Genomic DNA, 25594 nt, shown 5'->3' with positions numbered 1-25594 from the left:
CGGCGGCCCGCGCAGTACCGCATTGACAAAGAAGGCGCCGTTCTATACGGTGCACGGTCGCCGCGCGCCCGCCGAATTCCTCTGCCGAACCCCCTCGCCGACCCGCTCCCTCGCAGCCGATGCCCCGTAAAGCCGCCCAGGTTTCCGAAGCCGACAAGCATGCCGCCGAAGGCGGTGCAGTGGCGGTGGATCGCGCGCTGTTCCTGCTGCGCGCGTTCCGGCTCGGCGATACCGCGCTGACGCTGGCCGAGCTGGCGCAGCGCTCCGGCCTCTACAAAAGTACGCTGCTGCGGCTGCTCGCCTCGCTCGAGCATGCGCGGCTGGTGGTGCGCCACGCCGACGGCCGCTATGGCCTTGGCCCCGAGGTCGCCCGCCTGCATGCGGTCTATGCCGCGTCGTTTTCGCTGGAAACGGCGGTGATGCCGGTGCTGCGCCAACTGGTGCAGGACACGCGCGAGAGCGCCGCCTTCCATGTCGAGCAGGGCGAGCATCGCCTGTGCCTCTATCGGGTCGATTCGCCGCAACCGGTGCGTGACCATGCCCGCGCCGGCGATCTGTTGCCGCGCAACCGCGGCGCGGGTGGACGCGTGCTGCGCGCATTCGCCGGCGCGCGCGGCCAGCTGTACGACACCATCCGGCGGGACGGCGTGGCGACGCTGGTCGGCGATCGTGTGCCCGATATCGCCGGCGTGTCGGCGCCGGTGTTCGGCCCCGGCGGCGAGTTGCGCGGCGCGCTGACGCTGACTTGTCCGGCCTCGCGATATCGGCCGGATTTTCGCGCGGACGTGCTGCGCGCCGCCCGCACGCTGACGGAAACGCTGGGCGGCAGTTTCCCCTTCGACGACTGAGTCGGCGCCGGCCCGCGGGCGGTACGGTCGATGCCGCCGCCGGCCCCCATGCCCGACTCAAGGGGGATGCCCGGCGCCGGTGCGCCGGCTATCATCAAAGGTTTTGGGACGAGCGGCCGTGCCGCCGGGGCATATGCAACGCGGCATTTTCCGAGGGATACCGTGCAGCTAGACCAGCACAGCATTGTGATCGTCATGATGGTGGTGTTTTCCAGCACGCTGCTGATCTCGACGGGCCTTGTGTTCGCGCTGATCCGCACCGATGCCGGCCGCCTATGGGCCGGCGGCCACCTGGTGCTGTCCGCTGGCGGTCTGGCGCTGACGCTCAATGCCGCCACGGCGCATCTGGTCGAAGTGGGCGCGGTGGCGGTGATGGTCTATCTGGCCGGCAAGCTGACGATCTATTGCGGCGTGCGGGTGCATCATGGTTTGCCCGGATTTACCCGCATGCAGGGCGCCGCGGTGGTGGTCACCGTCGCCGCCGCGCTCGATGCGCTGACCGGACCGTATCCGGTGCTGCAACTGCATCGCGTCGCCTATGCCGCGTTGGCGCTGCTGTCGCTGACGACCATCCTGGTGCTGCTGCGCTCGCGGGTGCGCCATAGCGAAATCGGGCTGCCGCTGGTGCTGCTGGCCAGCGCCGTCCAGCTGTGCGCCCAGCTCTATGGCGCGGCCGCGGCCTGGCAGGGCGACGGCGCGATTTCCCCGTCGCCGTTCAACGCCACCAATACCACCGAAAACGCGGTCCTGGTGCTGGCGCCGCTGGTGGCGACGCTGCTTGGCCTATTCGGCTTCACGGTGATGGCGCTGGAGCAGGTCATCGCCAACAAGGAGCGCGGCGCCCGCATCGATGGGCTGACGGGCCTGCTCAATCGCGCCGCGCTCGACAACGCCGCCACCCGCCTGATCGTGTCCGCGCTGCGCAACCGGCAGGCGGTCGCCTGTCTGGTCATCGACGTCGATCATTTCAAGCAGGTCAACGACCGCAGCGGACATCGCGCCGGCGATGCCGTGCTGCAGGCGATCGCCGAAGCGCTCGACAACTCGCGCCGCGCCTCCGATGTGGCCGGCCGCTACGGCGGCGAGGAATTCTGCGTGCTGTGTCCCCATACCGACGAACATCAGGCTACCGCGCTGGCCCGGCGGATCCTGCGCAAGGTCCGCGCGATTCCGCTGCCGGGACCGGCCGGCAAGTTCGCCAGCGTCAGCATCGGCGTGGCGCAGCTGCGCGACGACGGCTCGGACTCGGCGGGCCTGTGGCAGCAGCTGTTCGGCAATGCCGACCGGGCGTTGTACGAGGCGAAGCGGCGCGGGCGGGATCGCTATGTGCTGGCGTCCACGCTGGAGCGCGAGGAGGCGTGGGCCGCGGCCAGCGCCGCCGACAGGCCTGCGGCAGCGGCGGATTCCGATCTGCAGGCCGTCTCCGACTTCGAGCCCGAATTCGACGCCGAGTCCGACGCCACGCTGGCGCCCGGTCTTCGAGGCGACGCTCGCTGACGCGCCAGCGTCAGCCCTGGTCAGCGCACCGGAGCCTTTCACCCCATCCCTTTCACCCCATCCCTTTCACCCCATCCCTTTCACCACATCGTCAGTCCGCGATCGCGTCCGGCACGTCCCGCGGCGGATGCCCGTCGTAAGTCCAGATGAACTCGCGCGGCATCGGCCCCTTGTTGCGGCCGCCTTGCTCGGTCTGCTCCCAGGCATGCGCGAGGATGCCGACCGAGCGCGACAGGCAGAACAGCCCGCGCGCCAGCGGCGGCGGAAACCCCAGCTCGGCATAGATGACCGCGGTGGCGCCGTCGATATTCATCGGCACCGGCCGCGATCGTCCCGCACCGAGTTCGACCTCCACCGCCCGCGCGATCGCGGCGAACCGTCCGTTCACGACGCCATCGGCTGCGGCCTGGTCGACCAGTTCCAGCAGCCGCGGCGCGCGCGGATCGACCGGATGGAAGCGATGGCCGAAGCCCGACACGTACTTGCCGTGGAGTTCCCGCCAGGCCTGCAGACCCGCGCGTACCGCCTCGGGCAGTGCCAGTCCCGCGTCGGCGCGGGCGGCGATATCCAGATAGAGCGCGACCGCTTGCTCGCCCGCGCCGCCATGTACATCGCCGAGCAGATTGACGGCCGACGCCATCGCATTGTTCAGGCCCACGCCGCAGGTCGCGGCCATGCGGGCCACCGCGATGCTGGGCGCCTGCGGACCGTGGTCGACCGCGGACATCAGCGCGGCGTCGAGCAGGGCGGCCTGTCGCGGCGGCGGCAGTTCGCCGCGCAGCATCAGCCAGATCATCTGGGCGAACGTGGTACGCCCGATCAGCTGTTCGATCGGATAGCCGCGATAGCGGATCACGCCCGGCTGCATGTCGATGATGGCGCTGTGCCACCAGTCTTCGGCGCGGCGCTGGCCGGCGTCCGGGGTGGAAGGATCGAATGCGGTCATAGGGCCTGCTCCGCCTGCATGGTGTCGATCTGCTCGGCCGTGTAGCCGAGTTCGAGAAGGATGTCGCGGGTGTGCTGGCCCAGTTCGGGCGGCGGCGCATCGACGGCCGGCGCGGCGCCATCGAGCTTGAAGCCGGTGCGCAGCAGCCGCAGATCGCGCCCCACCCCGGGCGCATCGGGAAACTCCGCGACAAGGCCGCGCGTGGCGACCTGCGGATGCGCCAGCGTCTGCGGCACCGTATAGACGGGCCCGGCCGGCACGCCGGCCTGGTTCAGCAGCGGCCACCAATGCGCCGTGGGCTGCCGCGTCAGTTCGGCCTCGAGCTCGTGCTGCAGCGCGCCGCGATGCTGCAGCCGGGCCTGCCGCTCGGCGAAGCGCGGGTCCGTGGCCAGCTCCGGCCGGCCGATCACGCGGCAGACCGCCTCGAACTGTTCCTGCTTGTTGGCGGCGATATTGATCAGCCCGTCGCCGGTGCGGAAGGTGCCGGACGGGCTCGCGGTCATGTTGTCGTTGCCCATCGGCGCCGGCTCGCGCCCGGCCACCAGATAGTTCGACACCACCCAGCCCATCGTCGCCAGCGTCGATTCGAGCATCGACACGTCGATCAGGTAGCCCTCGGTGCGATCGCGGTCGGCCAGCGCCGCCGCCACTGCCAGTGCCGCCGTCAGCCCGCCGACGGTGTCCGACACCGGATAGCCGACGCGATACGGCGCGGTCTCGGCATCGCCGGTGATGCTCATCACGCCGGCCATGCCCTGAATGATCTGGTCGTACGCCGGCAGGTCGGCGAGCGGACCGTCCTGGCCGAAGCCCGAGATCGCGCAATAGATCAGCCGCGCATTGTCCTGCTTCAGCGTGTCGTAGCCGAGCCCGAGCCGCGCCATCACGCCCGGCCGGAAATTCTCGACCAGCACGTCCGATTCCGCGACCAGCCGGCGCAGCGCCTGCTTGCCGAGCGGATGCTTGAGGTTCAGCGTGATCGAGCGCTTGCCGGGGTTCTGCGCGAGGAAGGACACGCCCATCAGCCTGCGGTTCAGCTCGGCGTCGGCGCCAAGCTGGCGCGCCAGGTCGCCGGTGCCGGGCGTTTCCACCTTGATCACGTCCGCACCCAGATGGGCCAGCTGGTGGCAGCAGAAGGGGCCGGCCAGCACATTGGTCAGATCGAGCACACGGATGCCGCGCAGCGGCTTGCGCGGGTCGCGTTTCGGCGGGTCGGTATCAGGGGAGGCTGGATTCATCGCGGTCGGTTCGATGTTTCGACGTTTCGATGTTTTGCGGTTCTATACAACAGAACATCGGTCTTTTGAAAGGAACAATGCGCGCCAGCATAGAAGGCGGGGAGGGGGCTGTCAAGGCGAGCGGGCACGGCCGGCCGGCTTCGGACCTTGTTGCTATAATCGCCCGACCCCCAACACCGATCGCGAGATTCCACGCGCGCCGGTCCGTGGTCCCGCCCCGCCGGCTGCCTCGCGATGTCATTGCGTGACGAGGAGTGATGTGGCTGAAATCCAGATCGCCTTGCGAGGTTCGCCGCAAGCCGCCGATGCGGCGGATATCGCGAATCCGCCGGATCCCGCAGTCTTCCCTTCGTCATCCCCCGCTTCATCGCGTCACAACCAGGCCGGGTTCGATGCCGCGCTCGATGCCGCGATCGCGCATGCCGTCGACGCGCTGATCGCGCGGCAACGGCCCGACGGCCACTGGGTGTTCGAGCTCGAAGCCGACACCACGATCCCGTCCGAATACGTGCTGCTGGTCCACTATCTGGGCGAGCCGCCCGATGCCGCGCTGGAAGCGCGCATCGGGCGCTATCTGCTGCGCCGGCAGAACGAGGACGGCGGCTGGCCGCTGTTCCATGGCGGTGCGTCGGACATCAGCGCCAGCGTCAAGGCGTATTTCGCGCTGAAGATGATCGGCGAGCCGATCGATGCGCCGGCGATGCGGCGCGCGCGCGAGCGCATTCTTGCGCTGGGCGGCGCCGAAGCCAGCAATGTGTTCACGCGCACGCTGCTGGCGCTGTACGGCGTGATGCCGTGGCGCGCGGTGCCGCTGATGCCGGTCGAGATCATGCTGCTGCCGCTGTGGTTTCCGTTTCATCTGTCGAAGATCTCGTACTGGGCGCGGACGGTGATCGTGCCGCTGCTGGTGTTGAACACGCTGCGGCCGTGCGCGGCCAATCCGCGCCGGGTCGGTATCGACGAACTGTTTCGCGGGCCCAGTCAGGCGGCCCGGATGCCGGGCAGGGCGCCGCACCAGAGCCGGCTCTGGTATGCGGTGTTCCGCGGGGTCGATGTCGCGCTGCGCGTGTTCGAGCCGTTGTCGCCGCGCCGGCTGCGCCAGCGGGCCATCCAGCGGGCCGAGCAGTTCGTGCGCGAACGCCTGAACGGCGACGATGGCCTGGGCGCGATCTTTCCGGCGATGGTCAATGCGGTGATGATGTTCGACGCGCTGGGCGTGCCGCGCGACGAGCCGGCCGTTGCGCAGGCGCGCGCGGCGCTGGACCGCCTGCTGGTCGAACATGGGGATGAGGCCTACTGCCAGCCCTGTTTTTCGCCGGTGTGGGACACCTCGCTGACCTGCCACGCACTGCTCGAGGCCGGCGGCGAACGCGCGCTGACGGCGGCACGGCAAGCGCTCGACTGGCTGCTGCCCTTGCAGGTGCTGGATGTGCGCGGCGACTGGACGGTGCGCCGTCCGCATCTGCGCCCGGGCGGCTGGGCATTCCAGTATGCCAATCCCCACTATCCCGACGTCGACGATACCGCCGTGGTGGCGATGGCCCTCGACCGTGCGGCGCGCGGCGATTCACGCTGGCGCGCCCGTGTCGAGCCGGCGCTGGGCAGGGCCTGCGAATGGATCGAAGGCATGCAAAGCAGCGACGGCGGCTGGGGCGCCTTCGAGCCGGAGAACACGCACCGCTATCTGAACAGCATCCCCTTCGCCGATCATGGCGCGCTGCTGGACCCGCCTACCGCCGACGTGTCGGCGCGCTGCCTGTCGATGCTGGCGCAGCTCGGCAAATTGCCGGCGAACAGTCGCGCGGCCGCGCAGGCGCTGCGCTATCTGCTGGCGCAGCAGGAGGGCAACGGCAGCTGGTACGGCCGCTGGGGTACCAACTATCTGTATGGCACCTGGAGCGCGCTGTGCGCGCTGCAGGCGGCCGGGCTCGGGCCCGATGCCGCGCCGGTGCGCCGCGCCGCGCAGTGGCTGCTGTCGGTGCAGAACGACGATGGCGGCTGGGGCGAGGACGGCAGCAGCTACCGGCTCGATTACCGCGGCCACGAGAGCGCGCCGAGCACGCCGTCGCAGACCGCCTGGGCGCTGCTGGGCCTGATGGCGGCCGGCTGCCGCGATCTGCCTGCGGTCGCGCGCGGCATCGACTATCTGCTGCGGCAGCAGCGGGCAGACGGACTGTGGGACGAGGCGCATTTCACCGCGGTCGGCTTTCCGCGCGTGTTCTATCTGCGCTATCACGGCTATGCGCGGTATTTCCCGCTGTGGGCGCTGGCGCGATATCGAAATCTCGGCGATGCCGGCAATCCCGCCGACAATACCGCCCGCGGTGCGAGCCGCATGCCATGGGGCATGTGAGCGAGCCCGCGAACTGCGCCGATGCGGCCGCGCCGCGCTGGCTCGTCGTGACCGGCATGGCGTTCGAAGCGCGGCTGCTGGCGTGGCCTGGTGCAGGCACGCTGAGCGGCCTGCGTGGCGAAGCCCTCGATGCGGCGCTGACCGCCGCCTTGCATGACAGCGAAGGATTGGCGCACCGCTGCATCGGGCTGATCAGCTTTGGTGTGGCTGGCGGGCTCGACCCCGCGCTGCCGCCGGGCAGCGTGATCGTGGCCGATGCGGTCGCGGCCGGAGATCGGCGCTTCGACACCGATGCCCGCTGGTCCAACGCGATTCGCATGGCCTTGCCCAAGGCGGTCGGCGGAACGGTGGCGGGCGTCGATGCGCCCGCCGCGGCCATTGCTGACAAGCGGGCCTTGCATGCGGCGACAGGCGCCGTGGCCGTCGATATGGAATCGCACCGCATTGCGGCCGCGGCGCGCGCGGCCTGCCTGCCTGTCGTGGTCTGCCGGGCGGTTGCCGATCCGGCAGCGCGCCGCGTGCCTGCAGCGGCGCTGGCCGCGTTCGGGCCGGATGGCGGCATCGATCTGCGCGCGCTATGCGCAAGCCTGCTGAAGCAACCTTCGCAACTTGGCGAACTGGTGCGGCTCGCGGCCGATGCCGCCGCGGCACGGCGCAGTCTGCGCCGGCTGGCGGCAGCGCTGCAGCGCGCGATGGCCGATTCGCGCGATTATCGTGAGGCCGGAGCCGGAGCGGGCGCGGGCGCGGGCGCGGGCTCCGGCGTGGGCAGAGAAGGCGGCTGCGCTCCCGCCGCGCCTTCTCCCTCGCCTCCCTCGCCTCCCTCGTCTCCCTCGTCGCCATAGTCGGGCAGATCGCCGCCCGCGGCGCCGCGCAGCCGTTGGCGCCGCTGCTGCAGATAGGCGTCGCGCACGAAGCTGTATTTGTCCAGCGCGGCCTGCTCCAGCAGGCTGGTAGCGTCCAGCAGATTGCTGCGCGTATTGACGAACTGCAGCGCGAACAGGCTGTTGCGCCAGGCCGGGTCCATATAGCTCACCGGATAGGCGTAGGCGTCGCCGACGCGCCCCACGCCGTCGCGCACGGTGCTCGGCCCGAACAGCGGCAGCACCAGATACGGCCCCGACGGAATGCCCCAGGTGCCCAGCGTCAGGCCGAAATCCTGCGGATGGCGGGGCAGCCCCGCGGGCGTCGCGATATCGATCAGTCCGCCCAGGCCCAGCACGGTATTGATCGCCACGCGCATCGCGCTCTCGGCTGCCGCCACGCCCTTGCCTTGCAGCAGGTTGTTGATCGCATTGCCGACGTCCCCCACATTGTTGAAGACATTGGTCACCGCGGTGCGCACCGGCTGCGGCGTGATGCGGCGATAGCCCTTGGCGACGGGCACCGCGACATAGGTATCGACCTTGTCGTTGACGGTGTAGATCGCGCGGTTCATCGGTTCGAGCGGGTCCGCCGGATTGGCGTTCGGGCCGGTCGCGCAGGCTGTGCAGCACAGCACCGCGAGCGGGACCAGTCGGCGCAGCGGTAGCGAAGGGGGCGAGGGCTCTGGCATCGGGATCATGTTGGCGTCGTGATGGCGTCGTTGTTGTTGCGTCGTTGTTGTTGCGTCGGGATGCGTCTGCGGCTTGGGTCAAGGCCCAGGCAAAGCTCAGGCGAGGCTCGGGCAAGGCTCGGCAAGACTTCATGGGTCTCGGCGCGACTGTCGCGGCCGCCCCATCAGGATAGGCTGGAAAAACACCGCGCCGGCCAGCGTGCACACCAGCGACAGCGCCAGCAGCTTGCCCATGCTGGCGGTGCCGGCATGTTTCGACAGCCACAGGCTGCCGAACGCGGTCGCGGTGGTCGCCGCGCTGAACAGCACAGCATGGGTCAGGCTGGACTGCAGCAGACCGGTCTTGCCCTCGCGCCACGCGATCACGTAGTAGATCTTGAAGGCGACGCCAATGCCCAGCAGCAGCGGCAGCGCGATCACGTTGGCAAAGTTCAGCGCGATGCCGAACACCACGCACAGCTCCAGTGTCAGCACTGCCGACACCAGCAGCGGCACCAGCGTGCGCAACACGTCGCCGAAGCGGCGCAGCGTCAGCCACAGCAGGATGGCGATCGACAGCACCGCCCAGGCGCCCGCCTGGGCGAACGCGCTCAGGATGGTGTGCGCGGAGCCCCGTACCGCGATCGGGCCGCCGGTTGCCTCCGGCGCGATCGCCAGTACGGTAGGCACGAAGACGTCGAGCGCCGCCTCGCGGGCGCGCTCGCCCGGCGGCAGCCGCGGGCTGACCGTGACCAGCGCGCGCCCGTCGGGCGTCAGCCAGTCGCGCACCAGTTCGCGCGGCAGCGAATCGATGGTGACGCGGTTCGCCTGCAGTGCCTGTGTCAGGCCGGCCAGCCCGAGCTGCAAGGGCAGGGCGATGGCCCGTTCGGCGCGATCGCGGGCCGCGGCGTCGGCATCGGCCAGCTTGCGCAGCGCCTGCGCCAGCCGCCGTGCTTCGGCCACGCCGGCGGCAGGCGTGGTGCCCGGCGCCGAGCGGGCGTTCGCCGCCAGGTCGAGCTCGGTGGCGGTCCGGCGCAGCGCGGCCACGCGCAGTGCATCGGTGGCCGCGGGCGCGGCCGGCTGGGTCAGCGCAGGCCGCAGCGCTTGCGCTGCGTTCGCGATCAACGGCAGCCTGGCGTCCTGATCGGGCGGCACGAAGCTGTCCAGCGTGGTGACGCGCGCAACCTCGGGCCGCGCCGACAGCCGCGTCGCCAGCGCGCGTGCCGCGTCGAGCGAGGGCGCCAGCACGCTGACATCCTCGGTGCCGGCCTGCGGCGCGTCCTTCAGCGCGCGCAGCGTCGCCATCGATTCGGAGGCAGGGTCTTTCAGGTTCAGCGGATCGAAATCGAAGCGCAGCTGCGTCAGCAGCGGCGAGGCGGCCACGATGATTGCGCAGGTGACCCACAGCACCGCCGTGCGATGGCGCTCGAAGAATTCGTCGGCGGGCGCCAGCCAGCGGATGCCCGGCGCGACGGTCTCGCCGTCCGGCTGCAGCACGCGGATCAATGCCGGCAGCAGCGTGACAGTGGTGAAGAACGCGACGAACATGCCGACGCCGGCGATCAGGCCGAGCTCGGCCACGCCGCGATAGTCGGTCGGCAGGAAGGCGAAGAACGCCGCCGCGGTGGCGGCCGCGGCCAGCGACAGCGGCACCGCCAGCGCCTGCGCGGTATGGCAGAGCGCCGTGACGATATGGTCGCGGTCGTGCCGCTCGGCCCGGTAGCGCACGCCGAACTGGATGCCGAAGTCGACGCCGAGGCCGACGAACAGCACGGCGAAGGCGACCGAGATCATGTTCAGCGCGCCGACCATCGCCAGGCCCAGCGCCGCGGTGACGGCCAGGCCGGCGAACAGGCTCAGCAGCACGGCGACGATCAGCCGGGCCGACCGCAGCGCCAGCCACAGGATCAGGATCACGACCAGCACCGTCACCGCGCCGTTCAGTGCCGCGCCATCGGCCACCGAGGCAAATTCCTCGTCGGCCAGCGCCTGTGGCCCGGTCAGCCGCACGTCCGCGCCGTAGCGCTGCGCGAGTTGCAGCTGCGCCGCGCTGGCGCGGATCGCCGCGGAGGCATCGGCCCCTGCCTGCAGGTCGCCATAATCGAGCACCGGACTGACCGCGACGAAGGCCAGCGCGGGCCCGGCCGCCGGCGTGGGATCGGCCAGCGTGCGCCACGACAGGGCCGCCGGCCGGCCCGCCAGCACCTGCTCCAGCGTCATCGCGCTGCGCGCCAGCAGCGGGGCCATCTGTGCCAGCGTGACCTGTCCCATCTGCAGCGGCAGGCCGAGCGTCACCGACAGCGTGTCGGCCAGCCCGCGCAAGCCTGGATCGCGCGCCAGTGCGTTCAGCAAGGGTCGCGCATCGGTCAGATCGCGCGTGACCCTGGCCAACGTCGGCGTATCGAGAAACAGCAGCCCATGCCGGGCGAAGAAGGCGCCGCCGCCGGGCCGGCGTACCGCCTCGAAGTGCGCCGGCTGGTTGCGCAGCGACTGCGCGAGCGCGTCGGCGGCGGCCTCGGCGAGTTCGGGTACGGGCGCCCGCACCACCGCGAGGATCAGCCGGTCTCGGTCGGGGAAGGCTTCGTTCAGCGCGGCGTCATAACGGGCCCACGGCGCATCGACATCGAGCAGCCGGCCGATATCGGTATTGATCGCGAAGTGCCGCGCCGCATACCAGCCGCTGCCGGCACACACCACGGCAGCCAGCGCGATCGTCAGCCAGGCGCGCGTCGTCGCCAGCATGACGAGACGGGTGATCGCCGCGGTCAGCATGCCGCGAACCCGTGGGGGGGCGCCCCTGCAGCGACCGCCGCCGCGGGGCTATACTCGTTCGCTCGGATCGCCGTGTTGATCGTCATGCCGTCGGATCGCTGCCCATGTTCCCTTTCCGTTCCCATTCGCCGATTCCCGCTTTGGCCATCGCCGTGCCTGCGCTGATCTGCCCGCTGCATGCGAACGCCGCCGAGCGCGCCGCGCCCGACCGGCTGGTCCGCACCGCCGTGGAAGGGGTCATCTCCGCGGTCCGCTCCGATCCGTCGGCCAGCGCCGGCGATCAGGCCAGGGTCGTCGCCGTGGTGCGGCGCCAGTTCCTTCCCTATACCGATTTCGCGCGCACCACGCGGCTGGCGCTGGGCCCCGCCTGGCGCACGGCCAATCCCGTGCAGCAGCAGCAACTGGTCGAGCAGTTCCGCACGCTGCTGGTCCACACCTACGCGCTGTCGCTGTCGCAGCTGCGCGGACAGAACGTCGATTTCCGCTATACGCCGGCCGAGTCCGGCGCCAATGCCGACGACGTGGTGGTGCGCACGCGCGTGATCACCGCGGGCGACGAAAACCAGATCGACTATCGGCTGCGGCGCGGTGCCGACGGCTGGAAAATCTACGACATCAACATGATGGGCGCGTGGCTGATCGAGGTCTATCGCCGCCAGTTCGCCGACATCGTCGAGCGCGACGGCATCGACGGGCTGATCCGCTACCTCTCCGACCACAACGCGCGCCAGGCCGGCAGCCGCTGAAAGCCGGCCGCTCATCGCTGCGGTCTCCGCATCGTCCCCGCAGCGGCAGGCTGGCCGTGGCGGTCGCGCCAGCGGCGCACCTCGAACCACTGCCACGACAGCAGCGCCGGCACGCCGTAGAGCACCTCGCGCGCGCGGCGCACCAGCGCCAGCGACAGCGCGGTCTGCGCGTCGATGCCCAGCAGCTGGCCGAGCAGCATCACCACCGCCTCCTGCACGCCCAGCCCGCCCGGCACGAAGAAGGCCATATTGCGCGCGGCCATCGTCAGCGACTCGATCGCCAGCGCCTCGCCGAACGAGACCGGATGACCGAGCAGCCGCAGCGCGAACCAGGTCTCGACGGTGCCCGCCGTCAGCCCCAGCAACTGCCAGAACGCTGCGGTAACCGGCGTGCGCAGGCGTCCGAGCAGCGCGCGGATGCGCTGGTCCAGGCCGGCCCCCAGGTCGGCGCCGGCGATCGCATCGACCATCCGGTGTTCCTCGCCCAGCAGGCGCCGGGCCAGCCGCTCCAGCCGCGCGAACAGCGCGCCATGGCGCAACGCCAGCGCAAACGCGACCGGCAGCGGCAGCGACAGCAGCAGCCCGCCGCCGATCGTCAGGGCGCGCTGCTCCTGATGGCCGCCGGGAATCGCCGCGATCAGCAGCAGCACGCCCACCACGCAGAACAGGTACTGCGAGAACAGCGTGACCATGACCTCGACCACCACGCTGGCGGTGACCGCGCTGGTGTCGCCGACCTGCAGACGGCCCAGGCGAATGCCGGCCAGCTCGCCGCCCACATTGGCCGTGGGCAGCAGCCGGTTGACCGCCTCGCGCACGCTGGCCACCCACCACAGGAACAGCATGCCGGGATGCGCGGCGGGCGCCGCGGCGCGCAGCAGCCCCTGCCAGGCGCGCGCGTCGAGCGCGATCGCCACGCCGTGCACCGGCAGCAGCCACAGCAGCGGCCAGCCGGCGCGCGCCACCGTGGTGGCGATCTGGCCCACGCCCTGATGGATCACCAGCGACGCCAGTGCGATCAGGCCGGCGAGCCCCGCCAGCAGTCCGAAGCGCTTCATCGCCGCCACCCCGGCGAGGCGCAGGGACCATGACCTGGGGCCGGTGCCCGCAGCTGATCGGCAAAGCCGCCGCGACGCGGCGCGACCCGCTCCAGTGAGGTGCGCACGCGCGGCGACAGCAGCGCGGCCAGCTCGTCGGCATGGCGGTAGCCGCGCATCGATGGCGAGATGCGTTCGCCGGACACCGTGGCCGGATGCAGATAGAGCTCGCCGACCCCGGGCGGCAGCGTCCGCAAGGCGGCCAGCACGGTCTGTTCGTCCATCGCGCCGCTGCGGGCGATGCCGATCACATAGTCGTTGTGCGCGATGCCGGCGGCATCGAGGCGCCGGCGCAGCAGCGCCAGCCACGGGCGCAGCCACCACGGCGCGCCCGCTTCGCGCGGCAGCCGCATCGCGCGCAGGCCATAGTCGCGGCCGATGGCCAGGATCAGGGACAGCACGGTCGGATGCAGATGGAAATGCTTGTGCGTATTGACGTGATCGAGCGCCAGGCCGGTCGCGGCGAAGGCGGCGAACTGCGCGCGAATCTCCGCGGCGAGCTGCCGGCGCACCGCATCGAACAGGAAGAAGCGCAGTCCGTCGCGCGCCATCGCCGAGCCGAAGCGCCCTTCGGCGTCGACCAGGTCCGGGATCGCGCCCGGCGGCAGCACCGACGGTCCATCGGCCAGCACCAGATGCAGGCCGACGCGCAGCCGCGGCAGCCGGTGCGCGCGCGATACCGCATCGGCCGCGGCCGGTGCGCCGACCATCAGGCTGGCGGCGTCGAGCACGCCGTGCCGATGCGCCAGCTCGACCGCCTCGTTGACGGCCGGATGCAGGCCGAAGTCGTCGGCGGTTACGATCAGCGCGCGCGGCGAGGGGCGCGGCGCGATCGCCGCAGCCGTCGCTGTCCTTGCGGTCGAGGTCGTCGGGATCGGCAGAATCAGGCCTCGTGGGTATGCAGGAAGCGGAAGAACTCGACGCCCTCGCGCAGCCGGCGCCGCGTCATTTCCCAGCTGCCCATCATCTCGCGGGTGATCTCCCAGATCTTGGACGGCCGGAAATAGAAGCGGCGGTAGAAGGTCTCGACGCCGTGATAGATCTCGTCGCGCGACAGATGCGGATAGCTGATCGCCGCCAGCTGCACGCCGCGGTCGTTGACCAGCGGGATCACCTTGTCGTCGGCGAGCCAGCCGTTGTCGAGCGCCTGCCGGTACAGCGCGGTGCCGGGGTAGGGCGCGGCCAGCGAGACCTGGATCGTATGCGGATTGATCTCCTGCGCAAAGGCGATCGTCTTCTCGATGGTGTCGCGCGTTTCGCCCGGCAGACCGAGGATGAAGGTGCCGTGGATCGTGATGCCGAGCTTGCGGCAGTCCTCGGTGAAGCGCCGCGCGATATCGGTGCGCAAGCCTTTCCTGATGTTCAGCAGGATCTGATCGTCGCCGGACTCGTAGCCGACCAGCAGCAGGCGCAGGCCGTTGTCCTTCATGATCTTCAGCGTGCTGTAGGGCACGTTGGCCTTGGCATTGCACGACCACGTCACGCCCAACTTGCCGAGCCCGCGCGCGATCTCTTCCACGCGCGGCTTGAAGTCGGTGAAGGTGTCGTCGTCGAACATGATCTCGCGCACCTCGGGCATATTGCGCTGGATCCATTCGACTTCGGCCAGCACGTTCTCCGGCGAGCGGACGCGGTAGCGGTGCCCGCCGACCGTTTGCGGCCACAGACAGAACGTGCAGCGCGAGCGGCAGCCGCGGCCGGTGTAGATCGATACGTACGGGTGCAGCAGATAGCCGATGAAGTAGTTGCGCAGGTTCAGGTCGCGCCGGTAGATCGGTGAGACGAACGGCAGCGCGTCCATGTTCTCGATCATCGGCCGCGGCGGGTTGTGTTCGATGGTGCCGTCGGGCTGACGGTAGCTGAGCCCCGCGATCTGCGCGAGCGGCATGCCGGCGGCGACGTCGCGGCAGGTGTAGTCGAACTCCTCGCGGCAGACGAAGTCGATCGCCTCGCTGGCGGCCAGCGTGCCGCCGGGATCGACCGCGGCCTTGGCGCCGACCATGCCGATCCGGATGGCCGGATAGCGCCCCTTCAGCGCCTGCGCGAAGCGCACGTCGGCCGGGAACGACGGCGTGCTGGTATGCACGATGACCAGCTGATATTCGCTGGCGATGGCCAGCGTCTGCTCGAGGCTCAAGCCGTCGGCCGGCGCATCGAGCAGGCGGCTGTCCGGCACCAGCGCCGCCGGCTGCGCGAGCCAGGTCGGATACCAGAACGAGCGGATCTCGCGCCTGGCCTGATAGCGCGAGCCGGCGCCGCCATCGAAGCCGTCGAAGGACGGGGCTTGCAGGAACAGGGTCTTCATCGGGGCCTCCGGGATACGGAAGGGGACTGCCTATCGACGCGATCGTGCGGGCGTGGCCTGTCTGCGCGAGCCGCGGCGCTCGCCATCCCATCGCGCGTCCATTCGATGGCAAGGCGCGTGCCGCGCCAGCGTACCTGGCGGCCCGCCATCGCCACCATCCATTCGAGCAGCAGCAGCGTATCGCGCAAGGGCGCGCGCAGCGCCGCGCCCGCATCGCGGCAACGCAGCGACCGGGCCAGCGCGCCGACCACGGCCAGCAGCGCGATTGCGCGGGAGGACGCCAGCAGCAGGCCGAGGGCCAGCATCGGCCAGGTGAAGGTCAGGAAGATCAGCGCGAAGCCGGCGGGATCGAGCACGCGCAGCGTGCGCAGCCAGCGCAGTTCGTGCAGCCACAGCGAGCGCGGTGTGGTCTCGGCGATATCGGTGCTGACCTCGACGTCGGACAGCACGGTGCGCAACCCTTGCCGGCGGGTCAGCTCGCCGAGCCAGTAGTCGTCGGCGAGCCGGTCCGCCACCGCCGCGAAGCCGCCGATCCGCAGCAGCACCTCGCGCCGCAACGCAATGGTGGCGCCGAAACCGAAGCGCTGGCCGCCACCCGCATGCGCGACACGCACTGCAGCAGCGAACCAGTCGTCGATGAACTGCGCACCCAGCCGCGCCCAGGTGTCATGCCATGACGGGCCACCGAACGACCGTCCACGCAACGGCCGGCCGCGATACAGGCAGGTCACGATGCCCACGCGCGGGTCGGCCAGCGGGGCGGTGACGCGCCGCAGATAGTCGGCACGCACCGCGATATCGCTGTCCGCGATCACCAGCCGATCGTGGCGCGCCAGCGGCAGCATGGCCTGCAGATTGGCGACCTTCGGATTGACCGTCGCGACGTCCGAGAGGGCCGGCGCGCGCTGATGCGCGCCGACCGCCACGGCGATATCGCAATCGGGGAATGCCCGCTGCAATCGCTGGACCACCGCCAGCGCGGCATCGTCCGGCGCCCACACGCCGAACACCAGCTGGAAGCAGGGATGGCGCTGCCGGCAGAAGCTGGCCAGATTGCGATACAGCCGCGGCTCGTCGCCGCACAGCGGCTTGAGCACGGTCGCCGGCGCGAGGCCGTCATCGCTATCTACCGATGGCGCGGGCAGGGGACGGCGGCTGGCCCACCAGGCCGCCACCGCATAGCCCGATGCCAGCACGGTCAGGATGCCGCCGGCCAGTCTCGCCCAGTCCATGCGCATTCAATGCAGCGCCGTGGCCTGCCGGTCCGGCTTCGAGGCATGGGTGGAACCGGCCGGGTCGGCGGCCTGGCGGCGGATCTGCTCGAGCTTGATCTCGACATGACGCGAGAACACGTACTCGGCCGGCCGCTGTCGGTCCAGCGCAATGTCGGGCGCCATCGGCCCGTCGGTGCGCACGCCGCGCAGTGCGACGCGCATCGCCTTCAGCGGATGGGCTACGGTATCGGCCACCGCGGTGGCCTCATAGCCGCTGTGGACCATGCAGTTGGCGCATTTCTCGTAGTTGCCGGTGCCATAGGCGTCCCAGTCGGTGTCCTCCATCAGCTCGCGAAACGTCGCGGCGTAGCCTTCGCCGAGCAGATAGCAAGGACGCTGCCAGCCGAACACGGTGCGCGCCGGATTGCCCCAGGGCGTGCAGCGGTAGGTCTGGTTGCCGGCGAGGAAATCGAGGAACAGCGTCGACTGGCTGAAGGCCCATTGCCGGCCGCGTCGGCCACGCGCCAGGATGTCGCGGAACAGCTGACGGATCTTGCCGCGGTGCAGGAAATGCTGCTGATCGGGCGCGCGCTCGTAGGCATAGCCAGGCGAGACGGTGATGCCGTCCACGCCCATCGCCTTGACCGAGTCGAAGAAACGGGCCACCCGCTCGGGATCGGCATCGTTGAACAGCGTGCAGTTGATGTTGACGCGAAAGCCGCGCTGCTTGGCGGCGCGAATCGCGGCGACCGCACGCTCGTAGACGCCGGGCTGGCAGACCGCGCGGTCGTGCATCTCGGGGTCGCCGTCCAGATGCACCGACCAGACGAAGTAGGGGCTGGGCCGGTAGGCGTCGAGCTTCTTCTCCATCAGCAGCGCGTTGGTGCACAGGTAGACGAACTTGCGGCGCGCGACGATGCCTTCGACGATGGCCGGCATCTCCTTGTGCAGCAGCGGCTCGCCGCCGGCGATCGACACCACCGGCGCCCCGCATTCGTCGACCGCCGCCAGGCATTCGTCGACCGACAGGCGCTGGTTCAGAATGGGTTCCGGATAGTCGATCTTGCCGCAGCCGGCGCAGGCCAGATTGCAGCGAAACAGCGGCTCGAGCATCAGCGCCAGCGGATAGCGCTGGCGGCCGGCCAGCCGCTGGCGGACCACATAGGCGCCCACGCGGACGACCTGGAGCAGGGGAATGGCCAAGGCGCGCTTCCTCCTTCGATGTGGGTGGATGAACGCCGGGGCGCGATCTTGCTTCGCCCGGCGGTTTCAGGCCACGGTGACGTCGGCCAGTTCCGCGGGCAGCCGGAACTGCGCGTGTTCTTCGCGGCCGCTCATGGTGCTGACTTCGACGGGCCCCAGCCGGCGCAGCGCGGCCAGCACGTCCTCGACCATCGCTTCCGGCGCCGACGCCCCGGCGGTGATGCCGACGACCGCGGCATCGCGCACCCAGGCCGGGTCGAGCTCGCTGCCGTCGGCGATCAGATAGGACGGCACGCCGCTCTCGGTGCCGATCTCGCGCAGACGGTTGGAGTTCGAACTGTTGGGCGCGCCGATCACCAGCAGCACGTCGACCTGCGTGGCGAGTTCGCGCACCGCGCTCTGGCGATTCTGCGTGGCATAGCAGATGTCGCGCGTATCGGGTCCGACCAGATCGGGGAAGCGCCGTTCCAGCGCCGCGATGATGCCGCGCGTATCGTCGACGCTCAGCGTGGTCTGCGTGACATAGGCGACCGGCGTATCGGCCGCCAGATCCAGCTGCGCAACCTCCGACTCGTTCTGCACCAGGATGACCCGGCCGGGGATCTGGCCCATCGTGCCTACCACCTCGGGATGGCCGGCGTGGCCGATCAGGATGACGATGCGGCCGCTGGCCGCATATTGCCGGCCCTGGTTATGGACCTTGATGACCAGCGGGCAGGTCGCGTCGATCGCATGCAGCTGGCGTGCCCTGGCTTCCTGCTCGACGCTGCGCGCGACGCCGTGCGCGCTGAAGATCGTCACCGCGTCGGCCGGCACCTCGTCGAGCTCTTCGACGAAACGCGCGCCCTTGTCGCGCAGGGTGTCGACGACATGCCGGTTGTGGACGATCTCGTGCCGCACGTAGACCGGCGCGCCGTGCTTGACGAGCGCGCGATCGACGATCTCGATCGCCCGTACCACGCCCGCGCAGAAGCCGCGCGGCTGAGCCAGAATCACCCGCATGGAGACGTTCCCCCTGGCAATACACCGTCGATACGGCGGCATCGGCACAGAGCCATCGATGCAGCGTCATCGACGCAGCGTTGTCGGCAAACCGCCTTGAGGCAGCCGCCTTGTCCGGTGTGCGGGAAGCGCTTCCCGTCGCACGGTGGTTACTATATACCCGCGCCAGCGCCTTTGCCCGGCGGGTCCGGCGCGCCCGGCGAGTTCGACGAGACGATGGACAGGACCATGGAGAGCCCGATGGAGAGCATCGACGATGACGTTCTGGTCACCGGGGCATCGGGGTTTCTCGGCTCGGCGGTGGCGCGGCAAGGCCTCGCACGCGGCTGGCGCGTGCGCGTGCTGGTTCGCGCGGGCAGCCGGCGCGGCAATCTCGAAGGTCTGCCGGTGCGCATCGTCGAAGGCGACATGTGCGATCCGAAGTCGGTCGAGCGCGCCATGCGCGGCGTCCGCTATCTGTTCCATGTCGCGGCGGACTACCGGCTGTGGGCGCCCGAGCCCGAGGCGATCGTCCGCACCAATGTGGTCGGCGCCGAGACGATGATGGGCGCGGCCCGGCGCTGCGGCGTCGAGAAGGTCGTCTATACCAGCAGCGTCGCCACGCTGCGTGTGCAGGGTGCGACCGCGCCGGTCACTGAGACCGCCACGCTGTCGCCGCAGCAGGCGATCGGCGCCTACAAGCGCAGCAAGGTGCTGGCCGAACGCGCGGTCGAACGCGAGGTCGCGGCGGGCTTGCCGGCCGTGATCGTCAATCCCTCCACGCCGATCGGGCCGCGCGACATCCGCCCCACGCCGACCGGCCGCGTGATCGTCGAAGCGGCCAGCGGGCGCATTCCGGCCTTTGTCGATACCGGCCTCAATCTCGCGCATGTGGACGATGTCGCCGAGGGGCATTGGCTCGCGCTGGAGCGCGGGCGCATCGGCGAACGCTACATTCTCGGCGGCGAGGACGTGCCGCTGCGGCAGATGCTGCGCGACATCGCCGAGCTGACCGGACGCCGCGGTCCGCTGGTGCCGCTGCCGCGCTGGCCGCTGATTCCGTTCGCGCATCTGTCCGAAGCGATTGCGCGGCGGCGCGGCAACGAGCCGCTGCTGACGGTCGACGGGCTGGCGATGTCGCGCTATCGCATGTACTTCAGCTCGGACAAGGCGCGCCGCGAACTGGAATACCGGCCGCGGCCGTATCGGGAAGGGCTGCGCGATGCAGTCGACTGGTTCCGGGAAGCGGGGTACTTGCGCTGATTCGCGTGAGCCGGATGATCTCGGATCGGCGCTTCAGCGCATCGGCGGCCGCGACGGCCGCCGATTGCCGGTCCGCAGGATAGCGCTTACCAGCGCAGCTGCTTGTTGCGCTGACCGGCGCTCAGGGTGGTGCGCTTGGTGTTGCCCTGATAGTCCGCGGTGACCTGGTAGGTGCCCTTCGGACCCTTGATCAGACAGCGCGGCCCGGTGGAGCGGAAGTTCGCGACCTGCTTGCCCCCGCGCGACAACGTGATATCGACATCGGACAGGTATTCGCCGCGCGGGCCTTCGGTCATCAGCAGGCCCATATCGTAGTTGCGCGCCTCCGCGCGCATCGCTTGTTGCTCGTCTTCGGCCACGCCGCCGCAAACATAGGTGAAGGGGCCGGCGGTCTGCGGGGTCAGGTCCGCCGCCAGGGCCGGCGCGCTCAATGCCAGCGCACCGAGCGCGGCGGCGCCCAGGCGGACAAGACGGCGGGACTGGCGGGGAGGGTCGGAGCGGCCGGAGCGGCTGGAGCGGCTGGAGCGGCCAAGGCAGGACGATTCGGATGCAAGAGTCAGTGTCTTCATCGATGTTCTCCTGTGACGGGGATAGCAGTTTGACGATGCGAATGCCGGGTTGTTCTCCGCTCGCCGGGAATTCGTCGACGGTTTTCAGCTTTCTTGCCGATCTTGCAAGAGTGCGCCGACCCCCGCTAACCGCCGGGGCTGGTGGCCGGACCGTAATACAGCGTCACAAATGCAACACTTCCCGCGGCCAATATTACGGCGCCGCCGCATACAGTACGGCCATGTTCAACGGTTCCTCAGGGGGACAACCATGAAACGGATTCTCGCAATGGTCGCTGTGGGCGGTGCCATGCTGGCAGCCAGCGCCGCGGCGCATGCCGGGGTGGACATCCATATCGGCGTCGGCGTGCCCGGCGTGGTGGTGGCGCCGGCGCCGGTCTACCGGCCGGCTCCTGTCTATGCCCCCGCGCCGGTCTATGCGCCGGCACCGGTGGCCTACGCGCCGGCGCCCGTTGTCGTGGCGCCGCGCCCGGTGGTGCTCGCCCCGGCGCCGGTGCGTTACGGCCCGCCGTACGGCTACGCCCGCGGCTGGCACCGCCACGACGGCTATCGCGAGGCACGCTGGCGCGATCACGGCCGCTGGCACTGATCGACGCTGGCCCCCCGCCGTACCGGCTCAAGCCTCAAGCAAGGCTCACGCCTCAAGCCTCAAGCGTTGAAGCGTGGGCCGTCAAGCCTCAAGCCGGCGCCGCGGGCGCCGGCGCTTCCTGCAGCATGGCGTGTTCGGTCATGCGCAACGCGTCGACGTCGTAGCCGAGCTCGGCGACCCGATGCAGCAATTGCGAGCGCAGCGCCGGCTCCGGGTCGCGCGCCCGCGTCAGAATCCACAGATAGCGGCCCGACGGCTCGCCGACGATCGACCAGCTGTAGTCTTCGGCGTGGTCGAGGATCCAGTAATCGCCGACGTAGAACGGTCCGAAGAACGACACCTTGAACTTGGCGTTGCGGCTGTCCGGCACGACGCGCGCCTTGCCGCGCGAGATGCGGGGCTTGCCGGTCGCGTCGCGGCCGGCGCGGTTCACGATGTCGATCAATCCATCGGGCCGCAAGCTGTACTCCGCGGTGACCGCGTCGGAGCCTTGCTCGAAGTGGTTCTCGTACCGCGCCATCTCGTACCAGCGGCCCAGGTAGGGGTCCAGTTCCACGTCCTTGTCCGGCTCCGGCACGTGCGGATTGCGCACGGGTTCGCGCGAGCGCGCGGCCAGCAGCAATGCCGCGCCGACGCTGGCAACGCCGGCGAGCGTGGCCAGCGTGGTCATGCGAGCCTTGTTCATGTCTGCCTCCTTGCGGTCGGGTCATCGGCCAGTCTAGGCAGCGAAGACGGCGGGCGGCATCCGTCCGCGTCCTACGCGGCCGGCGCGCCGGCCGCCCGGTCTTGTGGTGTCCGAGTGAAGTGGCGTATCGTGCTGTCTTGACGTGTTTTCTTCATGGATTGCCAGCAGCATGACGCCCACCGAGGACAGCGAAGCGCGCACGCGCAAGGTGATGTTGTGGGTCGTGGCGGTCGGCTTCTTCATGCAGACGCTGGACAGCACCATCGTCAATACCGCACTGCCGGCGATGGCGGCCAGCCTCGGCGAAAGCCCGCTGCGCATGCAGTCGGTGATCATTGCGTATTCGCTGACGATGGCGGTCATCATCCCGGCATCGGGCTGGCTGGCCGATCGCTTCGGCACCCGCCGGATCTTTCAGCTGGCGATCGCGCTGTTCGTGCTGGGATCGCTGCTGTGCGCCTATGCGCCCAGCCTGCCGTTCCTGGTTGGCGCGCGGGTCGTACAGGGCGTCGGCGGCGCGATGCTGCTGCCGGTGGGGCGCCTGGCGGTACTGCGGACCTTTCCGCGCGAGCAGTTCCTGCAGGCGCTGAGCTTCGTCGCGATTCCGGGCATGATCGGTCCGCTGATCGGGCCGACCCTCGGCGGCTGGCTGACTCAGGCGCTGTCGTGGCATTGGATCTTCCTGATCAACGTGCCGGTCGGCCTGCTGGGCGGGCTCGCGACGCTGCGCTACATGCCGGACAGCCGTCTGCCGGAGACAGGCCGTTTCGATCTGGCGGGCTACGCCTTCCTGGCCACGGCGATGGTGACGATCTCCTTCGCGCTCGATGGCCTGGCCGACTTCGGCTTCGAGCACGCGACCGTGCTGATGCTGCTGATCGCCAGCCTGGCCGCGCTGACCGCCTATGCCCTGCATGCGGCGCGGCACGCGCAGCCGCTGTTTCCGTTGTCGCTGTTCCGCATCCACAGTTTCAGCGTGGGCCTGCTGGGCAATCTGTTCGCCCGCATCGGCAACGGCGCCATGCCGTTCCTGATCCCGCTGACGCTGCAGGTTTGCCTCGGCTACTCGCCGCTGTACGCGGGGCTGATGATGCTTCCCGTGACCGCGGCCGGCATGCTGTCCAAGCGCTTGGCGACTCGCCTGATCGAACGGCACGGCTATCGTCGCGTGCTGGTCACCAATACCTTCGTGGTCGGTCTGGTGATCGCCTCGTTCGGGCTGATTTCGCCGACCTTGCCGCTGCCCCTGGTGCTCTGCCAGCTGGCGCTGTTCGGCGCGGTCAATTCGATCCAGTTCACCGCGATGAACACGGTCACGCTGAAGGATCTCGGCGGGGCAAGCGCCAGCGGTGGCAACAGCCTGCTGTCGATGGTGCAGATGCTGGCGATGAGTCTGGCGGTCACGTCGGCCGGCGCCTTGCTGGGGACGTTCAATCGCGTGCTGCAGGAGCATGCGCAGGCCGGGCCGCTGCCGGCGTTTCATGCCACCTTCGTCTGCGTGGGATTGATTACGTCGGCCTCCGCGTGGATTTTCATGCAGCTGACGGCCGAGGACGATACCGGAACGGGCAAGGCTACCCGGGAAACGCGCGAAACCGCCGAGGCGGCCGAGGTCTGAGACCGCGGCCCGGGCCGACGCCGGTTCAGGACTGCCGTTGCTGCGGCACCGAATGCGCGCGGCGGATATTCGGTGCGCAGGGCGGGATGTCGTGGTGCCACTCGCGCGGGATGTCCGGCTCGACATCGAACTCGTTGCGCACGATGGTCTCGATCGCGGTACAGACACCGACCGTGCCCTTGGGCCCGACACAGACCAGGCTGCGCGGATGTTCGGCGTGGCGCGGCACGGCGTACACGTGCATGCCCTCGCGATACAGCGGATGCGTCGGCAGCCGCGCGTTGACCACTTCGACGAAGCGGCGGGGACTGATCACCGGCTTTTCCATGGCGGTCTCCCGGCGAGCGGAACAGCCCCTCTTGCCGGTGCGCCGTCGCGCCGGTGGCAAGGGGTGTCTCCCGTCGTGGTGAGAGTCGGTCGGAGCGGGTCCAGTGAGACGCCGACGGCGTTCGCGCCCTGCCGGCAAGGTGCCGTCAAGCCAGGCCGAGAGCGCGCAGCAGACCCGCGTCGGACAGAAGCCCGACGCCTTCAGGGTAGTGCATATCGGCCGGCGTTCAAGCGCCGGCGCCCGGACTCAGTGCTCGGTGGCGATGCGCGGGCCGTTCAGCAGCCGGTTGCACTCGGCCCAGCCGGCCGCTTGCGCCTCCGCCTGCGTGGGCCATTCGGCGTGGGCGTCGATGATGCAGTCGCAGTCGGCGCTGCCGCAGTGTTCTTCCAGCACCATCTGCCAGGTGTAGGCCTGCGGCTGCAGCTCGATCACGTGCAGCACCACGGTGCGGTGCCGGTCGGACAGGGACAGGGATGTGTTCGGCATGGCGGGTACCCCCTTGCTACCTGATTCATCGTAGCAGTTGGCCAGCGGAGTTCGGCTCGGTGGCCACGGACAGTCCGCCGCTTTTGTTTCGTGGGCATTTACAGTATCTTCTGCGCTTGCCCGTGCCCGCCGCCGATTCCCCTGCATCGATGACCCGCATTTCCCCCTCCGCCGCCGCTTCGGCAACGACTGCCGCCGCCTTGTCCGCTTCCGGCCCTGGCGCCGCCATTGCGGCGCTGCTGGCGCACTACGACACCACCGTATTGCCGTTGTGGACCGGACCGGGCTGGCACGAGTCCATCGGCTTGCCCTACGAGGCCCTGGCCGGGCGCGATGCCAGCCCGCTGCCGGTGCAGCGCTATCGGGCGATGGCCTGCGCGCGGCAGCTCTACGTGTTCGCGCGACAACCGGACGGCCTGGCGCATGCCGATACGCTGTTTGCCGCGCTGCGCCGCCGCTTCGCCGATCCGGAAGGGGGCTGGTACTACAGCATCGATGCCGACGGCGCGCCGCTCGATACCGGCAAGGACCTGTACACGCACGCCTTCATCGTGTTTGCCTGCGCCGCGTACTGGCGGCGCGGCGGCAATGCGCAGGCGCGCGCCGTGCTCGACGATGCGGTCGCGTTGATCGAAGAGAAGTTCGGGATCCGCGGCGGCCTCTACCACGCCGCGCTGGCGCGCGACTTCACCGTCGAGCGCGACGCGGTGCTGCAGAATCCGGTGATGCATCTGACCGAGGCCTATCTCGCCGCTTACGAAGCCACCGGCGAAGACTGGTACGCGCAGCGGCTGCGCGAGATCGCGCGGCAGGTCCAGCGCACCTTCGTCGATCCTGCCAATGGCTGCATCGCCGAGCTGCCATTGGGCGCGCCCGGCAATCGCATCGAGCCGGGCCATCAATTCGAGTGGTATTCGCTGCTGGCGATGTCGCCGTCGGTGTTCGGCGCGTGCGAACTGGCCGAGTCGCTGACGCGCGGCTGTGCCTTCGCCCAGCGGCATGGGGTGGCACAGGAAACGCAGGGCGTTGCCGCGGCGCTCGATGCCGGCGGGCGCATCATCGATGCGACGCAGCGCATCTGGGCGCAGACCGAATACGCGCGCGCACTGGCACTGCGCGGCGACGACGAGGGCCGCGCGGCACTGGCCGCGTGGCTGGCCGCCTTTCCCGGCCGCTTCCTGCATGCACGCGGCTGGCACGAATGCATCGGTCCTGACGATGCGGTGCTGCGCGACGAGATGCCGTCGACCACGCCGTACCATCTCGCGACCGCCTACGAGGCGCTGCGCAAGCTCGCCGACTGAATCCTTCGCGGTAAAGCGGCG

General features: G+C 69.8%; 22 protein-coding genes and 1 pseudogene. 9 read left to right on the top strand and 14 right to left on the bottom strand.

Annotated elements, in window-relative coordinates; all coding sequences use genetic code 11:
• Nucleotides 1–119 precede the first annotated feature (119 nt).
• Nucleotides 120–848 carry an IclR family transcriptional regulator gene (locus HTY53_RS02360; protein ID WP_174104795.1) on the top strand — a complete coding sequence of 243 codons (729 nt, stop codon included), beginning with the start codon at nt 120–122 and terminating at the stop codon, nt 846–848.
• 162 nt (nt 849–1010) lie between these two features.
• Complete coding sequence (locus HTY53_RS02355) at nt 1011–2345, top strand: diguanylate cyclase (protein WP_368040885.1); 1335 nt, start codon at nt 1011–1013, stop codon at nt 2343–2345.
• Nucleotides 2346–2436: 91 nt separating this feature from the next.
• Here HTY53_RS02355 and HTY53_RS02350 read toward each other — a convergent pair whose 3' ends face one another.
• Together HTY53_RS02350 and HTY53_RS02345 are read right to left on the bottom strand one after the other, a co-directional pair.
• Nucleotides 2437–3291, bottom strand: coding sequence for a citryl-CoA lyase (locus tag HTY53_RS02350; RefSeq protein ID WP_174104794.1), 855 nt, complete (start codon nt 3289–3291; stop codon nt 2437–2439).
• On the bottom strand, nt 3288–4529 hold the full coding sequence (locus HTY53_RS02345; protein ID WP_174104793.1) for a CaiB/BaiF CoA transferase family protein: 1242 nt from the start codon (nt 4527–4529) through the stop codon (nt 3288–3290). Before HTY53_RS02345 ends, HTY53_RS02350 begins: the two co-directional genes overlap by 4 nt.
• 316 nt (nt 4530–4845) lie before the next feature.
• On the opposite strand from HTY53_RS02345, the gene shc reads away from it, so the two are divergent.
• Complete coding sequence (gene shc / locus HTY53_RS02340; protein WP_368040892.1) at nt 4846–6882, top strand: squalene--hopene cyclase; 2037 nt, start codon at nt 4846–4848, stop codon at nt 6880–6882.
• Nucleotides 6870–7538 (top strand): annotated as a pseudogene (locus HTY53_RS02335) (phosphorylase family protein); the annotation flags it as partial. The gene shc and the pseudogene HTY53_RS02335, both read left to right, overlap by 13 nt.
• A 53-nt stretch (nt 7539–7591) precedes the next feature.
• Here HTY53_RS02335 and HTY53_RS02330 read toward each other — a convergent pair.
• Together HTY53_RS02330 and HTY53_RS02325 are read right to left on the bottom strand one after the other, a co-directional pair.
• Complete coding sequence (locus tag HTY53_RS02330) at nt 7592–8434, bottom strand: MlaA family lipoprotein (RefSeq protein ID WP_174105052.1); 843 nt, start codon at nt 8432–8434, stop codon at nt 7592–7594.
• Between the two features lie 129 nt (nt 8435–8563).
• Nucleotides 8564–11185, bottom strand: a complete 2622-nt coding sequence (locus HTY53_RS02325) for an MMPL family transporter (RefSeq protein ID WP_174104791.1) — start codon at nt 11183–11185, stop codon at nt 8564–8566.
• A 104-nt stretch (nt 11186–11289) separates the two neighbouring features.
• Here HTY53_RS02325 and HTY53_RS02320 point away from each other — a divergent pair, with 104 nt between their 5' ends.
• Nucleotides 11290–11931 (top strand): MlaC/ttg2D family ABC transporter substrate-binding protein, encoded by a 642-nt coding sequence (locus tag HTY53_RS02320; protein ID WP_174104790.1) that lies wholly within the window; start codon nt 11290–11292, stop codon nt 11929–11931.
• An 11-nt stretch (nt 11932–11942) separates the two neighbouring features.
• Here HTY53_RS02320 and HTY53_RS02315 read toward each other — a convergent pair whose 3' ends face one another.
• The 6 genes from HTY53_RS02315 to ispH all read right to left on the bottom strand — a co-directional run bounded on the left by HTY53_RS02315 (nt 11943) and on the right by ispH (nt 18752).
• Complete coding sequence (locus HTY53_RS02315) at nt 11943–12989, bottom strand: lysylphosphatidylglycerol synthase domain-containing protein (protein WP_174104789.1); 1047 nt, start codon at nt 12987–12989, stop codon at nt 11943–11945.
• Nucleotides 12986–13834 carry a hopanoid biosynthesis-associated protein HpnK gene (hpnK, locus tag HTY53_RS02310; RefSeq protein WP_217435473.1) on the bottom strand — a complete coding sequence of 283 codons (849 nt, stop codon included), beginning with the start codon at nt 13832–13834 and terminating at the stop codon, nt 12986–12988. The genes HTY53_RS02315 and hpnK overlap by 4 nt, the downstream gene beginning before the upstream one ends.
• A 77-nt stretch (nt 13835–13911) precedes the next feature.
• Entirely contained in the window at nt 13912–15333 is a 1422-nt protein-coding gene (hpnJ, locus tag HTY53_RS02305) for a hopanoid biosynthesis associated radical SAM protein HpnJ (RefSeq protein ID WP_174104788.1), read from the bottom strand.
• Nucleotides 15330–16571, bottom strand: a complete 1242-nt coding sequence (hpnI, locus tag HTY53_RS02300; RefSeq protein WP_438820916.1) for a bacteriohopanetetrol glucosamine biosynthesis glycosyltransferase HpnI — start codon at nt 16569–16571, stop codon at nt 15330–15332. Before hpnI ends, hpnJ begins: the two co-directional genes overlap by 4 nt.
• The gene (gene hpnH / locus HTY53_RS02295; protein WP_174104786.1) at nt 16572–17750 is read right to left on the bottom strand and encodes an adenosyl-hopene transferase HpnH; all 1179 of its coding nucleotides are present in this window, start codon (nt 17748–17750) and stop codon (nt 16572–16574) included.
• 66 nt (nt 17751–17816) lie between these two features.
• Nucleotides 17817–18752 carry a 4-hydroxy-3-methylbut-2-enyl diphosphate reductase gene (gene ispH / locus HTY53_RS02290; protein WP_174104785.1) on the bottom strand — a complete coding sequence of 312 codons (936 nt, stop codon included), beginning with the start codon at nt 18750–18752 and terminating at the stop codon, nt 17817–17819.
• Nucleotides 18753–18992: 240 nt separating this feature from the next.
• Between ispH and hpnA the strand changes: the two genes are divergently transcribed.
• Nucleotides 18993–19994: a hopanoid-associated sugar epimerase gene (gene hpnA, locus HTY53_RS02285; protein WP_174104784.1), complete on the top strand. Its 1002-nt coding sequence runs from the start codon at nt 18993–18995 to the stop codon at nt 19992–19994.
• 86 nt (nt 19995–20080) lie between these two features.
• On the opposite strand, the gene HTY53_RS02280 is transcribed toward hpnA, so the two are convergent.
• Complete coding sequence (locus HTY53_RS02280; RefSeq protein WP_254599753.1) at nt 20081–20563, bottom strand: hypothetical protein; 483 nt, start codon at nt 20561–20563, stop codon at nt 20081–20083.
• A 250-nt stretch (nt 20564–20813) separates the two neighbouring features.
• On the opposite strand from HTY53_RS02280, the gene HTY53_RS02275 reads away from it, so the two are divergent.
• Nucleotides 20814–21152 (top strand): hypothetical protein, encoded by a 339-nt coding sequence (locus HTY53_RS02275; protein ID WP_174104783.1) that lies wholly within the window; start codon nt 20814–20816, stop codon nt 21150–21152.
• An 88-nt stretch (nt 21153–21240) separates the two neighbouring features.
• Here the strand turns inward: HTY53_RS02275 and HTY53_RS02270 are convergent, their stop codons facing one another.
• Complete coding sequence (locus HTY53_RS02270; protein ID WP_174104782.1) at nt 21241–21837, bottom strand: lipocalin family protein; 597 nt, start codon at nt 21835–21837, stop codon at nt 21241–21243.
• Nucleotides 21838–22006: 169 nt separating this feature from the next.
• Here HTY53_RS02270 and mdtD point away from each other — a divergent pair, with 169 nt between their 5' ends.
• On the top strand, nt 22007–23455 hold the full coding sequence (gene mdtD / locus HTY53_RS02265) for a multidrug transporter subunit MdtD (protein ID WP_174104781.1): 1449 nt from the start codon (nt 22007–22009) through the stop codon (nt 23453–23455).
• Between the two features lie 25 nt (nt 23456–23480).
• On the opposite strand, the gene HTY53_RS02260 is transcribed toward mdtD, so the two are convergent.
• Complete coding sequence (locus HTY53_RS02260; protein WP_174104780.1) at nt 23481–23783, bottom strand: hypothetical protein; 303 nt, start codon at nt 23781–23783, stop codon at nt 23481–23483.
• 246 nt (nt 23784–24029) lie between these two features.
• A complete protein-coding gene (locus HTY53_RS02255) occupies nt 24030–24269 on the bottom strand; it encodes a hypothetical protein (protein ID WP_174104779.1) in 240 nt (79 codons plus the stop codon).
• Between the two features lie 149 nt (nt 24270–24418).
• Here HTY53_RS02255 and HTY53_RS02250 point away from each other — a divergent pair, with 149 nt between their 5' ends.
• Entirely contained in the window at nt 24419–25573 is a 1155-nt protein-coding gene (locus HTY53_RS02250; RefSeq protein ID WP_174104778.1) for an AGE family epimerase/isomerase, read from the top strand.
• Nucleotides 25574–25594: the final 21 nt, after the last annotated feature.

Origin of the sequence: Cupriavidus gilardii, from assembly GCF_013314895.1 — a bacterium.
Taxonomy (GTDB): domain Bacteria; phylum Pseudomonadota; class Gammaproteobacteria; order Burkholderiales; family Burkholderiaceae; genus Cupriavidus; species Cupriavidus gilardii_C.
The sequence above is the reverse complement of the archived record's forward strand: the minus strand, read 5'-3'. Positions and strand labels throughout refer to the sequence as shown.

What these genes read in the sequence shown, in the direction of transcription:
- HTY53_RS02360 (WP_174104795.1), top strand. Translation starts at nt 120, where the DNA reads ATGCCCCGTAAAGCCGCCCAGGTTTCCGAAGCCGACAAGCATGCCGCC.
- HTY53_RS02350 (WP_174104794.1), bottom strand. Translation starts at nt 3,291, where the DNA reads ATGACCGCATTCGATCCTTCCACCCCGGACGCCGGCCAGCGCCGCGCC.
- HTY53_RS02345 (WP_174104793.1), bottom strand. Translation starts at nt 4,529, where the DNA reads ATGAATCCAGCCTCCCCTGATACCGACCCGCCGAAACGCGACCCGCGC.
- HTY53_RS02330 (WP_174105052.1), bottom strand. Translation starts at nt 8,434, where the DNA reads ATGCCAGAGCCCTCGCCCCCTTCGCTACCGCTGCGCCGACTGGTCCCG.
- HTY53_RS02325 (WP_174104791.1), bottom strand. Translation starts at nt 11,185, where the DNA reads ATGCTGACCGCGGCGATCACCCGTCTCGTCATGCTGGCGACGACGCGC.
- HTY53_RS02320 (WP_174104790.1), top strand. Translation starts at nt 11,290, where the DNA reads ATGTTCCCTTTCCGTTCCCATTCGCCGATTCCCGCTTTGGCCATCGCC.
- HTY53_RS02315 (WP_174104789.1), bottom strand. Translation starts at nt 12,989, where the DNA reads ATGAAGCGCTTCGGACTGCTGGCGGGGCTCGCCGGCCTGATCGCACTG.
- hpnJ (WP_174104788.1), bottom strand. Translation starts at nt 15,333, where the DNA reads ATGAAGACCCTGTTCCTGCAAGCCCCGTCCTTCGACGGCTTCGATGGC.
- hpnI (WP_438820916.1), bottom strand. Translation starts at nt 16,571, where the DNA reads ATGCGCATGGACTGGGCGAGACTGGCCGGCGGCATCCTGACCGTGCTG.
- ispH (WP_174104785.1), bottom strand. Translation starts at nt 18,752, where the DNA reads ATGCGGGTGATTCTGGCTCAGCCGCGCGGCTTCTGCGCGGGCGTGGTA.
- hpnA (WP_174104784.1), top strand. Translation starts at nt 18,993, where the DNA reads ATGGAGAGCATCGACGATGACGTTCTGGTCACCGGGGCATCGGGGTTT.
- HTY53_RS02280 (WP_254599753.1), bottom strand. Translation starts at nt 20,563, where the DNA reads ATGAAGACACTGACTCTTGCATCCGAATCGTCCTGCCTTGGCCGCTCC.
- HTY53_RS02275 (WP_174104783.1), top strand. Translation starts at nt 20,814, where the DNA reads ATGAAACGGATTCTCGCAATGGTCGCTGTGGGCGGTGCCATGCTGGCA.
- HTY53_RS02270 (WP_174104782.1), bottom strand. Translation starts at nt 21,837, where the DNA reads ATGAACAAGGCTCGCATGACCACGCTGGCCACGCTCGCCGGCGTTGCC.
- mdtD (WP_174104781.1), top strand. Translation starts at nt 22,007, where the DNA reads ATGACGCCCACCGAGGACAGCGAAGCGCGCACGCGCAAGGTGATGTTG.
- HTY53_RS02260 (WP_174104780.1), bottom strand. Translation starts at nt 23,783, where the DNA reads ATGGAAAAGCCGGTGATCAGTCCCCGCCGCTTCGTCGAAGTGGTCAAC.
- HTY53_RS02255 (WP_174104779.1), bottom strand. Translation starts at nt 24,269, where the DNA reads ATGCCGAACACATCCCTGTCCCTGTCCGACCGGCACCGCACCGTGGTG.
- HTY53_RS02250 (WP_174104778.1), top strand. Translation starts at nt 24,419, where the DNA reads ATGACCCGCATTTCCCCCTCCGCCGCCGCTTCGGCAACGACTGCCGCC.